13 protein-coding genes are annotated in these 12950 nt (G+C 64.9%); 4 read left to right on the forward strand and 9 right to left on the reverse strand.

What is annotated here, in order from left to right:
• Positions 1-36: 36 nt before the first annotated feature.
• The 4 genes from AC1DGP_RS09475 to AC1DGP_RS09490 form a co-directional block, all read right to left on the reverse strand.
• On the reverse strand, positions 37-639 hold the full coding sequence (locus AC1DGP_RS09475) for an ABC-type transport auxiliary lipoprotein family protein (protein WP_441506651.1): 603 nt from the start codon (positions 637-639) through the stop codon (positions 37-39).
• 4 nt (positions 640-643) lie between these two features.
• Positions 644-1777: an MlaD family protein gene (locus tag AC1DGP_RS09480; RefSeq protein ID WP_476832037.1), complete on the reverse strand. Its 1134-nt coding sequence runs from the start codon at positions 1775-1777 to the stop codon at positions 644-646.
• 116 nt (positions 1778-1893) lie between these two features.
• Complete coding sequence (locus AC1DGP_RS09485; RefSeq protein WP_441506653.1) at positions 1894-2748, reverse strand: ABC transporter ATP-binding protein; 855 nt, start codon at positions 2746-2748, stop codon at positions 1894-1896.
• A 16-nt stretch (positions 2749-2764) separates the two neighbouring features.
• The gene (locus AC1DGP_RS09490) at positions 2765-3910 is read right to left on the reverse strand and encodes an MlaE family lipid ABC transporter permease subunit (protein WP_441489090.1); all 1146 of its coding nucleotides are present in this window, start codon (positions 3908-3910) and stop codon (positions 2765-2767) included.
• 312 nt (positions 3911-4222) lie between these two features.
• On the opposite strand from AC1DGP_RS09490, the gene AC1DGP_RS09495 reads away from it, so the two are divergent.
• Positions 4223-5110 carry a hypothetical protein gene (locus AC1DGP_RS09495; RefSeq protein ID WP_476832038.1) on the forward strand — a complete coding sequence of 296 codons (888 nt, stop codon included), beginning with the start codon at positions 4223-4225 and terminating at the stop codon, positions 5108-5110.
• On the opposite strand, the gene AC1DGP_RS09500 is transcribed toward AC1DGP_RS09495, so the two are convergent.
• The 4 genes from AC1DGP_RS09500 to AC1DGP_RS09515 all read right to left on the reverse strand — a co-directional run bounded on the left by AC1DGP_RS09500 (position 5111) and on the right by AC1DGP_RS09515 (position 9327).
• Complete coding sequence (locus tag AC1DGP_RS09500; protein WP_476832039.1) at positions 5111-6496, reverse strand: FAD-binding oxidoreductase; 1386 nt, start codon at positions 6494-6496, stop codon at positions 5111-5113.
• 2 nt (positions 6497-6498) lie between these two features.
• Entirely contained in the window at positions 6499-7389 is an 891-nt protein-coding gene (locus AC1DGP_RS09505) for an ABC transporter permease (RefSeq protein WP_084651136.1), read from the reverse strand.
• Positions 7386-8198, reverse strand: a complete 813-nt coding sequence (locus AC1DGP_RS09510) for an ABC transporter ATP-binding protein (protein ID WP_441489087.1) — start codon at positions 8196-8198, stop codon at positions 7386-7388. The genes AC1DGP_RS09505 and AC1DGP_RS09510 overlap by 4 nt, the downstream gene beginning before the upstream one ends.
• A 100-nt stretch (positions 8199-8298) precedes the next feature.
• Positions 8299-9327, reverse strand: coding sequence for an ABC transporter substrate-binding protein (locus AC1DGP_RS09515; RefSeq protein ID WP_441506656.1), 1029 nt, complete (start codon positions 9325-9327; stop codon positions 8299-8301).
• A 264-nt stretch (positions 9328-9591) separates the two neighbouring features.
• On the opposite strand from AC1DGP_RS09515, the gene AC1DGP_RS09520 reads away from it, so the two are divergent.
• Positions 9592-10983: an FAD-binding oxidoreductase gene (locus AC1DGP_RS09520; protein ID WP_476832040.1), complete on the forward strand. Its 1392-nt coding sequence runs from the start codon at positions 9592-9594 to the stop codon at positions 10981-10983.
• Between the two features lie 25 nt (positions 10984-11008).
• Positions 11009-11806 (forward strand): creatininase family protein, encoded by a 798-nt coding sequence (locus AC1DGP_RS09525; protein ID WP_476832041.1) that lies wholly within the window; start codon positions 11009-11011, stop codon positions 11804-11806.
• A 9-nt stretch (positions 11807-11815) separates the two neighbouring features.
• On the opposite strand, the gene soxR is transcribed toward AC1DGP_RS09525, so the two are convergent.
• Positions 11816-12277: a redox-sensitive transcriptional activator SoxR gene (gene soxR / locus AC1DGP_RS09530; protein WP_476832042.1), complete on the reverse strand. Its 462-nt coding sequence runs from the start codon at positions 12275-12277 to the stop codon at positions 11816-11818.
• 75 nt (positions 12278-12352) lie between these two features.
• Between soxR and AC1DGP_RS09535 the strand changes: the two genes are divergently transcribed.
• Positions 12353-12943, forward strand: a complete 591-nt coding sequence (locus AC1DGP_RS09535; RefSeq protein WP_476832043.1) for an NADPH-dependent FMN reductase — start codon at positions 12353-12355, stop codon at positions 12941-12943.
• Positions 12944-12950: the final 7 nt, after the last annotated feature.

Genomic DNA, 12950 nt, shown 5'->3' on the forward strand with positions numbered 1-12950 from the left:
CTGTGTTTGGACGATTCCGTCCAAACACAGCGTGATCTAAGCAGCCCAGCGGACGATATCGATCAGAACCTTCGACAGCGCCTGGTCGAGCGCGCGGGCGGCGGCGGCACCGTCGACGGCACCGACGGGCACCCTGGCCGAGAACAGTTTGGCGCGCTGGATGTGCCCGGTCCGGTCCCCGACCAGCTTCGCGGTGATCTCGACCACGGCGGAGTTCGTCGCAGCATCGATATTGAAACTGCGGATATCCGTGTTGAGCTGGAAATCGGGAACGATCCGTTCGCCCGGCAGCGAAACCGACGCGATGCGGCTGCCGTTCTCGAAAGTCTGGAGCAACCGTATCTGCACGAGCTTCGGAACCCGGTCGGCCCATTGCGTGCCGCCGAGGAACGACAGCGCGCCGGCAGAGTCCCGGACAATCATGCGATCGGAATCGAGGGTCTGGACCGTCGTCGGCTCGTTGATGACGAGGGCTGCGCGCGCTCCTCCGACCCGGCCGAAATCGCGCGGCGCAGACAGATCGTAGGTGGTGGGCGTCGCGCCGCCGCTGCAGCCGCTCAGCGTGAGCGAGACGGCCAGGACGAGAGCGGCGATCGGCGTGAAGCCAGGTTCTGGCGCAAGGCGGGACGACATCGGCATCTGACTAGCGCGATCCGCTATACTGGGGAAGCGGCGGACGGCCGCCAAAGATGAACTGTTGCGGATTGCGCTCGATATTGCGCAGCGCCCGGTTGAAATCCGTCAGCGTCCGACGGCCTTCGGCGGCGAGGTTCTCGATGTCGCGCAAGCCCGGCCCGGTAAAGCGGTTGATCCCGGTCGTGATCTCCGCAGTGCGCTTGTCGAGGTTCTCGGCAAGGGTGCGGATCGAGCGCGCAGCATTGCCGACCTCGGCCAGCGCCCCCTGCCCGTCCCCGGAATTCAGGAACCCCTGCGCGGCCTTGAGCACGCCCTCGACCTGATCAGCCGCCTTGTTGAGCTTCTCGCTAATGGAGGCGACATCCTTCACCACCTTGCCGACATCCTCGCTGTTGTCGCCCAGTGCGGCGGTGAACTTGTCGACATTGGCGACGATGTTGGCGACCTTGCGCTGGTCGACGGACTTCACAACCTCGGTAAGTTCATCGCTCAGGCTGCMGAGTTTCTGCGAAAGCGGGGCGATCGTATCGGCGATCTGGCCGAAGCTGCTCATCAGCTTGTCGATGCCGTCGGAATTGTTGCCGAGCGCAGCCGAGAATTTCTCCACATTCCTGACCGTGTTGCCGATCGAGCCAGCATTGTCCTTGACGAGCCCCTCGATGCCGCCGAGCACCTCGTCGGCCCGCTTGGCGATCGTGCGCACCGTTTCGAGGATGTCCTGGAACTCGGACCGTTCGGCAATGATCGTCGGCAGGCTCTGGCCAGGCAGTGGCTTCAGCACGGGGGAATCCGGGTCGCCACCCAGCAACTGCACGGCGACGACGCCCGCAAGCCCCTGAGCCTCGATCCGGGCTCGGGTGTCGACCCTGAGCGGCGTGGTGTTGTCGACCTGAACGACGGCGTAAATCCGGCGAGGATCGTCCGGCAGCAGCTCGATGCGGGTGACCTCGCCAACACGCAGGCCATTGAAAAGCACGCTGGAACCGCGCCCCAGTCCGGTGACGGTGCCGCTGAAGACGATCCGGACATCCTGTCGGCGGCCCGCCAGGCCACTGTTGAACCAGTAGACGAAGCCGAACATCGCCGCGAGGACCGCGAGCGTGAAGAGACCGACCAGTGCGTAGTTCGCGCGCGATTCCATTAGCGCAACGTTAGAGCAGGATTCTGCAAGGGGCGAAGCAGCTTTCGGGCAACATTCTCCTCCAACGCGTCAATCGAGGCCGGGTTTCGCGGCCCTGGTCGCTTATCGAACTCGCTTCACGACCTTCTCTGGTCAGCAGGGAGGCGAGCCTGGGCCCGTTCGCCACCAAAATACGCCTTCAGCCAGGGGTGATCGGAGGCCAGCATCGTCGCAATCGGCCCGACCGCGATGACGCGTTTGTCCGCCAGCGCAGCGATCCGGTCGCAGGCCGAATACAGGCTGTCGAGATCATGCGTCACCATGAAGACGGTGAGGCCGAGCGTTTCCTTCAGCGTCATGATCAGTTGGTCGAATTCGGCAGCGCCGATCGGATCGAGGCCCGAGGTCGGCTCGTCAAGGAAGACGATCTCGGGATCGAGCGCCAGCGCCCGCGCGAGCGCCGCGCGCTTGATCATGCCGCCCGAAAGCTCGGAAGGCGCCTTGTCCGCCGCATCGGGCCTGAGACCGACCATCTCGAGCTTGAGCATCGCCATCTCGTCGAGCAGCGTGGGCGACAGCTTCAGGTATTCCCGCATCGGCACCTGGATGTTCTGCTTGACGCTGAGAGCCGAGAAGAGAGCGCCGTGCTGGAACATGACGCCAAAGCGCTGTTCAAGGGCGCGTCGCGCAGGCCCTTCGAGATCGTCGACATTCTCACCGAAGACCTCGATCGTGCCGCGCTGCTTGCGCACGAGCCCGAGGATCGTGCGGGTGAGGACGGATTTTCCCGTGCCGGACCCACCGACGAAACCGAGGATCTCGCCGCGCATGACGTCGAGATCGAGGCCGTCCATGATCACCTTGTCCCCGAAGGCGACCTTGAGATTGCGCACCTTGATGACAGGCTCCGGCGCGTCCTGGTTGCTCCCGGACGGTTCGGCCGCGTCATGCGACGGCGGATATCCCGCCGACTGGCCCCAGTTTGCGCTCATGCCCGGCCCACCGCCCTCAAAACTGGATGGATGCAAAGAACATGGCGAAAAGCCCGTCCACCAGGATGACCATGAAGATCGCCTTCACCACCGAGGCCGTGACCTGACGGCCGAGCGACTCGGCCGAGCCCTGGACGGCGAGACCTTCGATCGAGGCGATCAGACCGATGACGAAGGCCATGAAAGGAGCCTTGATCAGCCCGACGGCGAAATGCTTCCAGGTGATCACCGACTGGAGGCGCGCCAGGAAGGTATCGATGCCGATGCCGCCATAGAGCCAGCTCACCAGCGCCGCACCCGCCAGGCCGGCCATGGAAGAGATGAAGGTGAGGATCGGCAGCGAGATGATCAACGCCAGGATGCGGGGAACGACGAGGACCTCGATCGGGTCGAGCCCCATCACCCGCAAGGCGTCGATTTCCTCGCGCATCTTCATCGAGCCGATCTCGGCGGTGAAGGCCGAGCCTGAACGGCCGGCAATCATGATCGAGGTGAGCAGTACCCCGAGCTCGCGCAGAATCAGGATGCCCGTCAAATTGACGACGAAGGCCGAAGCGCCGAACTGCTGCAGCTGGAATATGCCCTGCTGGGCGACGATGCAGCCGACCAGAAACGAGATCAGCATGATGATCGGCGCGCCATTGAAGGCGATCAGCTCGATCTGATTGACGAGCGGCGGTCCCCTGAACTTGCGCGGACCGAACATGACGCTGACGGAGCCGACCACCACCTCGCCGAGGAACATCGCTCCGCCGACCATGTCGCGCCCGAAGCGGACCATGGCCTCGCCGATATTCACCAGCACGCTGACAATGCCGAAATGATGGACCGTCGGCGGGACGGAGCAGTCGTGGATATTGACCTCGGCCAGCAGCACCGCGTGCTCCGGCCTCCGGCTGACGAGTTCGACCGAGCCCCCGGCGGCCTCGCGCTGGTTCTTCAGCCGGTTGAGAACATAGGCGCCGAGCGTATCGAGCCGGATGATCGCGGAGAGATCGAGGGTCGCGCGCGACACCGAGGCGATGCGTTCGCCCATTTCAGCGATCAATTCCTCAATGCGCGGCGCGCGCTCGGCGCTCCAGGAGCCGGTCAGCTCGATGGCGAGGCTACCTGCATCGTCGTGAAAGACGGCCTGGGGTTCGGCGGTGTCGAGGCTCGCCATGGTCTCCCTGATGTCCCTCGATCGGCCTCATCGGACCTCCGTCCGCGCATGGCACCCTAATGCCAGGTCAGGCCCTATCCCCGAAACCTGTATCGCCGTGCCGGGCACGCTTGGCAAGCGTCGTCGCGCTGCATCGCTGTCGCCGCGAACGCTCCCACCGCGTGATCGGCGCGCTCCGGTTTTTTTGTGCATCGAGGCGCCTTTCGATGCCGCATGGCAGCACTTCCTTAATCAATTCTGTCGCACGGTTTTCGCTGGATCATCACGACTGCCCGGCCCGAATCGGTCAGTCTCCCCGAGAGCAGGTTCGTCATGGGCGACGCGCGTTCGCTGACACCGCTGAGCGAGACCGACTACGAGGCTATCGCCGCGGCAGTGATGGAGACCGCGCGCGGGCGCTGGTTCATGGCCGAGCACGCCAAGCGAAACCGGCAGGCCGACACCGCTCAGGTGCTGGCTGCCATCGACAGGCTGCAGCATGCCATGGGCGTCTCTGCTGCTCCGGCGTCGAGCGGACCAGATGTGAGCGAGGCCATCGCGCTGATCATGGATCTGCGCAGCGATCTGGAACGGATCAGCGGCAAGGCCGGCGAGCCGTCGTCGCGTCTCGCTGCACGTATCGAGACCGCGGCCGGCAGCATCGTCGGCGCGACCGAGAGCATCCAGGAAGCTGCCTGGGGCCTGCGCGAGAGTGGCGCGGCGGAAGTGATGTGCGACCTGCTCGATCGGCGGGCGACGGAGATCTATGCGGCAAGCGCCGTTGTCGAGGGCACCGCGCAGCAGATCGGCAAGATCGCCGACACGATTGCCATGCTCGACAGCAGCCTGCGGGCCATCGCCGGCAGCATCCATGTCGCCCCCGACACAAGCCGGATCACGCCGCCCTCGATGCCTGCCAAGGCGCTTGATCTGCGCGAGGCCGTTCCACTCTCGACCTATGACGACATCGAGATCGTCGAGATCGACGACAAGCCGCGCTCCACCCTGCACGAGACCCCGCGCATCCGAACGAGAGCCTCCAATCATCGGCGGCTCAGCACGATTCAGATGATGGAGGAAGACCTCGTCTTCGCGGAAGCCCCCGAGGCTGCGGTCACAGTGGCCGCGCCGAAGCCGAGAGCCGCGGCGACGACGTCGGAGGTCGAGCTGCGCAAGATCGAAGCGCTCCCGGTCGACAAGAAGCTCGCCTTCTTCGCCTGATCAGCCGGGTTTCGCGACAAAACTATCCATTTTGCCGGGGTTCAGCAGCCCGTAGGGATCGACCTCGTGCTTGAAGCCGAGCTGGTCGGCATCGGCGCGCTTGTGGCGGCTGCCGCCTTCGAGCGAGACGACATGCGGGTTCGCGATCATCACGCCCGCCTCCTCATGCAGCGCGATGATCTCGTTCAGCCGCTCCGGGGTCGTGTAGCGCAGAATCGGCAAGGCGCTCGCGGTCACGCGTCCACCGAAGCGGATGAACTCGTGATGAGGCAGCACCTCGTCCGGGAAGCGTGCGATCATCTCGCGGGCGCTCGCGACCAGCCGGTCATGCGGGAACAGGCACTGCAGATAGGTGATCGAGCGATCGCTCTTCAGCCATTGCAGCGTCGTGTGGTTCCAGGTGTACTCATAGAGCGGCACCGTGCCCGGCCCCTCCTCCGAGGGCGCCTCATAGGTCACCGTTCCGCGCGCACCGATGATCGCCTTGAAGGGGCCGAGCGAGGCCTCCGCGATCATGCAGATCAGGATGCTCTTGCCTGGCGGGCAATGCTGCTTCAACGCGCCGAAATAGGACGGGATCGGCGATGAGATCGGCGTCACCAGCTTCTTGACCACGCCGTCTGCCAGCGCGACGTCATAGCCGGCCTGGAACGCCTCGATGTAATCGTCGAAGGCGACGATGACGTCGATCCACGGCCAGGCCGGGGCCAGCGGCATTTCGAGCGCGGTGATGATGCCGGTCGTGCCGTAGGCGCGGTTGACCTTCTGGGCTGCGTCGTCGCGCAGCTCGAGAATGCGCGGCTCCTCCTCCACCGTGACGACGCGGGCCGCCAGGATATTGCCCGGTTCGCGCAGGCCGCCATAGGTCACAGAGCCAACGCCGCCCGAGCCGCCCGCGACGAAGCCGCCGACAGTCGCCGACCGTTTGGTCGAGGGATGCATGCGCAATTCGTAGCCGGATGGCCGGGTCGCGATGTCGATATCGAGCAACCTGGCGCCGGCCTGGACGCGGATCGCGCCGGGCTTCTGCCACTCGATCGCGGTCAGTGCGGTGATATCGAGCAGGACGCCACCTTCAAGCGGCACGGCCTGACCGTAATTGCCGGTTCCCGCGGCACGCACCGTCAGCGCGATGCGTCGCCTGGCACAGGCCGCCGCAACGCGCACCACATCGGCCTCCTCGCGCGGACAGACGATGATATCGGCCGACTTGTTCGCCAGTTCGGCATTGAGGATCGGCGAGTACCAGAAGAAGTCGCGCGAGCGCTTGCGCACGACCTGCGGCTCATCGATCAGCGGGATGTCGGCGATATCGGTCTTGAAGCCCGCGATATCGTAGCGCGAGGGCTGAACCGCCCTCAGTTTGCGGTCCGGGACGGCGTTCATGATCAATTCTCCCGCTTCAGCGCGCTTTCATGCCAGCGCCGCAACAGCAGATGCGAGATCCAGCTCGTCACCAGGAAGATCGCGATGCCCGAGAGCGAGATCATGATCAGGGCGGCGAAGACCCGCGGAATCTTGAGCTGATAACCGGCTTCGAGGATGCGATAGGCGAGGCCCGACTCGCTCCCACCCGTTCCGGCAACGAACTCCGCCACCACCGCGCCGATCAGGGCAAGACCGCCGGAGATCTTCAGGCCCGCCAGGAAGTAAGGCAGCGCGGCCGGCAGCTTGAGATAGCGCATCGTCTGCCAGCGCGTCGCGCCATAGAGCTGGAAGAAATTGATCAGGTTGTGGTCGGCCGAGTTCAGCCCGAGGATCGTGTTCGACAGGATCGGGAAGAAGGCGACGATCCAGGCGCAGATCAGCAGCGACAGGTTGATGTCGCCGGCCCAGATGATGATCAGCGGCGCGATCGCGACGATCGGCGTGACCTGGAGGACCACCGCATAAGGCAGAAGCGACATCTCCAGCCATTTCGACTGGGTGAAGAGCACGGCCAGCGTGACGCCGACGACCACGGCTGCGAAGAGCGCCATGAAGGTGATGCGCAGCGTAATCCAGAGCGAGCCCGAAAGCGTGCCCCAGTCGGCGATCAGCGTTTGCCCGATCAGCACCGGCCCGGGCAGGATATAGGGTGGGATCTCCTTCCAGCGGACAAGAAACTCCCACAGGCCAAGCGCCAGCACACCAACCGCGATCGGCGCCAGGATGCGGGGCCAGGCGCTGGCGGGCAGGCCGAGGATGCGGGGCTCGGCCGCGAAGATCGGGCGCGCTTCCGCATCGGTCCCGTCATGAGGCACATGCGGCATGGTGGTATCCAGGGACGGCGCGCTCATGAGCCGATCGCCTCCTTGAGCTTGCCGGAAACGACACGGCACAGATGCGCGTAATCGGCCGAGGTGCGGAACAGCTCGTCGCGCGGATAGGGAGCATCGACGTCGAGATCGGCCATGACGCGCCCGGGACGAGCCGCCATGACGACGATGCGCTTCGACAGGTAGACCGACTCGAACACCGAATGGGTGACGAAGACGGCGGTGAATTTCGTCTTCCACCAGAGCTCGAGCAGGTCGTCATTGAGGCGGTGACGGGTGATTTCGTCCAGCGCCGCGAAGGGCTCGTCCATCAGCAGGATCTTTGGCCGCATCACCAGCGCACGGGCGATCGAGACGCGCATCTTCATGCCGCCGGAAAGCTCGCGCGGATAGGATTTCTCGAAGCCCTTCAGCCCGACCAGCGCCAGCATCTCGGCCGAGCGCTCCTGCGCCTCGCGCTTCGGCACATGCTTGAGGATCAGCGGCATCATCACGTTGGACAGGGCATCCGCCCAGGGCATCAATGTCGGGTCCTGGAAGACGAAGCCGAGATCGCGCTCCGGCTTGCCGGAGGCGTCATGGCTCGTCGTCGGCCAGTCGATCGTGCCCGTCGATGGCGCACCCAGGCCTGCGATCATCCGCAGCAAGGTCGACTTGCCGCAGCCCGAGGGGCCGAGCAGGCTGATGAACTCGCCCGTGCCAAGGTCGAGATTGACGTCGCGCACGGCCAATGTGCCGTTGGCGAACTGCTTCGAGACATGCCGGACTGATACGAGCGGCCTGGCGCCGCTGCCTTCGACATGAGGTCTGCTCAGATAGGCTGTGTCCAAAGCCTGATGATCCATCTTGCTGCTGTCGAACGTCTTCCGGTCATCCCGGACGGATCGACGCCGCCGCGCCGACCCGGGGTCCATGAAGGGCGGAAGCCGCCTACGCCTTGCCGACGCCCTTGTTGATGAACTCGAGGCTATAGGCCTTCTTGATGTCGATGCCAGCAGGGAAGACGCCGGCCTCCGTCATCATCTTGTAGAAATCGGCCCAGCGCGCATCGGTCATCGCGCCGATGCCAAGCGTCAGCGCGTCCCCCGAGAGCACGATGCCGTTCTCGTTCATGACCTGGCGGGCATAGGCGAGCTTCTCGCCGTCCATGTCGGGATTGTCCTTGAGGATCAGCGCATTGGCGGCCTCGATCGCCGGACCGCCCTTCATGTACTCGGCCCAGCCTTCGAGAGTCGCGGTGACGAAGCGCTGCACCACGTCCTTCTTCTCGGCGACCATCTTCTTCGAGATGTTGATGGTCGTGTTGTAGTTGCCGAAGCCGGAATCGGCGAGCAGGTGCACGACCGGGTTCACGCCGGCCTTGCGGATCGCGAAGGGCTCAGAGGACAGGAAACCCTGCTGCGAGATCGTCTTGTCGGCCAGGAACGGCGCCATGTTGAAGGTGTAGGGCCGGATCTGCTCGTCGGTGAAACCGAACTTCGCCTTCAGGAAGGGCCAGAAGCTGGTGCGTCCGCCGGCGCCGACCAGGATCGGCTTGCCCTTGAGCGCAGCCAGCGTGTCGTTGCCCTGGCCCGGATGCGAGATCAGGACCTGCGGGTCCTTCTGGAAGATCGAGGCGATGCAGAGGAAGGGCAGGTTCTCCTGGGCATAGCGGATCGCCTCGAACGAGTTCGACATGATCATGTCGACCCGGCCACCGAGCAGGAGCTGCGACGGGTTCTGCTGCGGGCCGCCCATGCGGATATCGGCGTCGATGCCGTATTTCTTGTAGATGCCGTTGGCGAGGGCGAGATAGAAGCCGCCATGTTCGCCCTGGGCGCGCCAGTTGGTCTGGTAGCTGACCTTGTCCAGCGTCTGGGCATTGACCCTGGCTCCGGGAACCGGGATCAGGGCGGAAGCGGCCGAGCCGCCGATCAGGCCGAGCGCAGCGCGACGGCTCACGCGATACTTCATCGTCATGGAACGGACCTCCAGGAACAGGCTAGCCAGCGGCGTCCGCGCCGCGCTGTGGCCACCAGCGAGCAACATATATGCCACGCTGCCAGGCGCGCTGGAAATCCGGCATCGCATTATTACGCACAGAGATCGGGCATTTGCCCAATTCCTCGCCAGATCTGCAACACCTGAAGTGATCAACAGCCGCGACGGCGCCATGCGGCCACGCGGCTTCCTCCGCCGGCACTTCCGGCTATGGTGGCGCCGTCCACGGAATCCGAGATCAGCATGACCAGCCCTGCCCTCTCCGCACTTCGCGCCGAACTCGCAGATCTGACCATCTATGACGACGCGCCGTCGCTCAGGATGCACAGCCGCGACTTCTTCTGGTTCTCCCCCGTGCTGAAGCCGGATCTCGAGGGCAAGCAGGCTGAACTCGTGATCCTGCCGAAGACCAAGGACGAGGTTCGCCGCGTCGCCTCGGCCTGCGCGCGCCATCGCGTGCCATTGACGATTCGCGGCGGCGGCACAGGCAATTACGGCCAGGCCGTGCCGCTCGAAGGCGGGGTCGTGCTCAACCTGTCCCGGTTCAGCCGCGTGGTCTCGACCACCCTCGGCGCGGGCCGGTTCGAGGCTGGCGCGAACATGCTCGATATCGACAAGGCGCTTGCTCCGCTCGGGCAGGAGTTGCGCATGCATCCCTCGACCCGGGCACAGGCAACGCTCGGCGGCTTCATCGCCGGCGGAGCTGCCGGCGCCGGTTCCTGCACCTGGGGGCAGATCGACAATCCAGGCGCGGTCATCGCCGTCGAAGTCATGACGGTCGAGCCGGAGCCGCGGCTGATCGAGCTGCGCGGCAAGGACATCCTGAAGGTCATGCACGCCTATGGCGTCAACGGCATCATCACCGAGGTCGAGGTGCCACTGGCACCCGCCCATGCATGGGCAGAACGGATCGCGACCTTCGAGACCCTTGGTCAGGCGGCCGCCTTCGGCCAGGCCTTCACCGAATGCGACGGTATCGCCAAGAAGCTGATCAGCATCCACGATCCGCGCATTGCCCCGTATTTGCGCCGACTCGCCCCCTGGCTGGGCGAGAACAAGGCCTTCGCCATCCTGATGGTCTCGGAGCCGCAGGGCGACGAGCTCGACCGGCTGATTGCCGAGATGGGCGGAACGGTCACCTTCTCGCGCGCAGCGGCTGAAGCCCGCGCCGCGGCATTCGGGGAGCATCGCGAGAAGGGCGCGCCCGGCCCGCTCTACGAATACGCCTGGAACCACACCACGCTGCATGCGCTGAAGGTCGACCCCGACATCACCTATCTGCAACTGCGCTTCCCGCCGGTCCGCAACCTCGAACTGCTGGCCTGGGCCGAGACGCATTTCCACGAGGATGTGCTCTTCCACATCGAGTTCCAGCGCCGGCAGGGCAAGGTCTACCATTCCAGCCTGCCGCTGGTGCGCTTCACCACGGCCGAGCGCCTGCACGAGATCATGGCGCAGGCCGAAGAAGCGGGCATCCAGGCCTCGAACCCGCATAGCTGGGTCCTGAACAATGCCGGCTGGAAGAAGGTCGATGCGCCGCAACCGGAGTTCAAGCGGATCGCCGATCCGCAAGGACTGATGAACCCCGGCAAGCTGTTGAACTGGCAAGCCGATGCTGCGCAGGCGGCGGAATGACGAGCAGACAAGGACGGATTGAGCGATGAGCGCGCGTTTCTGGGGCGACCTGAAGACCACCGATTTCGAGGGGCTGTCGCCCGACAACACCGTGGCGGTGCTGCCGCTGGCGGCGATCGAGCAGCACGGGCCGCATCTGCCGGTCTCGGTCGACACCACCATCATGAATTCCATGCTGGCCGAGGCGATGCCGCTGGTTCCCGCCAATCTCGATGTGCTGGTGCTGCCGACGCTGCCGATCTGCAAGTCGAACGAGCATCTGCATTCGCCGGGCACGCTGACCCTGTCCTGGGAGAGCGCGACGCAGAGCTGGCTCGAGATCGGCGAAAGCGTTCGGCGCGCCGGCCTGCGCAAACTCGTCATCGTCACCTCGCATGGCGGCAATATCGACCCGATGAAGGTGGTCGCGCGCGAACTGCGCGTGCGCCACGGCATGCTGGCTGTCACCACCGCCTGGCGCGCCTTCGGTCTGCCGCAAGGCGTCTATGCCGATCTCGATGCCAATCACGGCATCCATGCCGGCGACATCGAGACCTCGCTGATGCTGCATTTCCGGCCGGATCTCGTCGACATGGGCAAGGCCGACCATTTCGAGCCGAGCACGATCAAGATGCAGGGCGAGTACGCCTGGCTCAGGCCGACTGGCCTGCATGCGCATGCCTGGATGGCGCAGGACGTCAATCCCAGCGGCGCGGCAGGCGATGCCAGCCTGGCGACGGCCGAAAAGGGCAAGGCGACAGCGGCCCTTCAGGCGAAGGGTTTTGCCGAGCTGCTGGCAGACGTCGCCAGGTTCCCGCTCTCGCAACTGCACAAGGCGTCGTAATCGGCAGCCTCAATCGGGGTCGAGCAGGCGCGGTCCCGCGCCCTGCTCGCCCAACCGATCCCAGGGATTGTGCAGCGGGCAGCTCTTCACCGAGAGGCAGCCGCAGCCGATGCAGTCGGTCAGGTGGTCGCGCAGCCGCGTCAACCGGTCGATCCGGMGCTCCAGCTCAACCTTCCAGACCGATGACAGGCGTGACCAATCCTCCGCCGTCGGCGTGCGCTCCGATGGCAAGGCCTTGAAGGCGTCGCCGATCGTCTTCAGCGGGATTCCCGTGCGCTGCGCCACCTTGATGATCGCCACGCGCCGCAGAACCTCGCGCGGATAGCGGCGCTGGTTTCCGCTGCTCCGCGCGCTCCGGATCAAGCCTTTCGCCTCATAGAAATGGATGGTGGAGACAGCGAGCCCGCTGCGCCTCGCCACCTCGCCGACGCTCATCTCATCGAAGAAATGGGCGTGATCCGCTTTGCTCATCGACGCTTGACCTTAACCTTGCTTGAGGTTTTATAACCCTGCGCTTCCGATGTGCAAGCAGCCTGGAGCGCGACCATGCACCGCCCGTTAGACCGCAGGATCCACCTCGCCCTGATCTATGGCAGCACCCGTGAGGGGCGGCTCTGCGACCGGGTGGCCAACTGGGCGCTGTCGCAGATCGAAGGCGAAGGCCCCTTCGTCGTCGATGTCCTCGATCCGCTGACGCTCGACCTGCCGAAGCGCCACCCACGCGGCGAAACTCCGACAGTGCGCCTGCTCACGGAGCGGATCGGGCGCGCCGATGGCTTCATCGTGGTCACGCCGGAATATAACCGCGGCTATCCGGCGCCTCTGAAGTTCCTGATCGATCTCGTCGGGGCGGAGTGGCGCGGCAAGCCGGTCGCCTTCGTGTCCTATGGCGGCGTCTCGGGCGGCTTGCGCGCCATCGACCAGTTGCGCCAGGTTTTCAACGAGTTGCACGCGGCCACTATCCGCGACGTTGTCTGCTTTGCGCATGCCTGGAGCCAGTTCGACGAGACCGGCCAGCTCCTGGATGCGACCAAGGCCGAGCAGGCGATGGCAACCATGCTGGCGCAACTGCACTGGTGGGCGACAGCGCTGCGCGATGCCCGGGAAAACGTCCCCTATGGTACATTCGCGGCTTGAATCGATC

The sequence above is a fragment of the Allobosea sp. 05T433 genome, from assembly GCF_056396065.1.

Coding starts and splice junctions, on each gene's coding strand:
- AC1DGP_RS09475 (WP_441506651.1), bottom strand. CDS start 639: ATGCCGATGTCGTCCCGCCTTGCGCCAGAACCTGGCTTCACGCCGATC.
- AC1DGP_RS09485 (WP_441506653.1), bottom strand. CDS start 2,748: ATGAGCGCAAACTGGGGCCAGTCGGCGGGATATCCGCCGTCGCATGAC.
- AC1DGP_RS09490 (WP_441489090.1), bottom strand. CDS start 3,910: ATGGCGAGCCTCGACACCGCCGAACCCCAGGCCGTCTTTCACGACGAT.
- AC1DGP_RS09495 (WP_476832038.1), top strand. CDS start 4,223: ATGGGCGACGCGCGTTCGCTGACACCGCTGAGCGAGACCGACTACGAG.
- AC1DGP_RS09500 (WP_476832039.1), bottom strand. CDS start 6,496: ATGAACGCCGTCCCGGACCGCAAACTGAGGGCGGTTCAGCCCTCGCGC.
- AC1DGP_RS09505 (WP_084651136.1), bottom strand. CDS start 7,389: ATGAGCGCGCCGTCCCTGGATACCACCATGCCGCATGTGCCTCATGAC.
- AC1DGP_RS09515 (WP_441506656.1), bottom strand. CDS start 9,327: ATGACGATGAAGTATCGCGTGAGCCGTCGCGCTGCGCTCGGCCTGATC.
- AC1DGP_RS09520 (WP_476832040.1), top strand. CDS start 9,592: ATGACCAGCCCTGCCCTCTCCGCACTTCGCGCCGAACTCGCAGATCTG.
- AC1DGP_RS09525 (WP_476832041.1), top strand. CDS start 11,009: ATGAGCGCGCGTTTCTGGGGCGACCTGAAGACCACCGATTTCGAGGGG.
- AC1DGP_RS09535 (WP_476832043.1), top strand. CDS start 12,353: ATGCACCGCCCGTTAGACCGCAGGATCCACCTCGCCCTGATCTATGGC.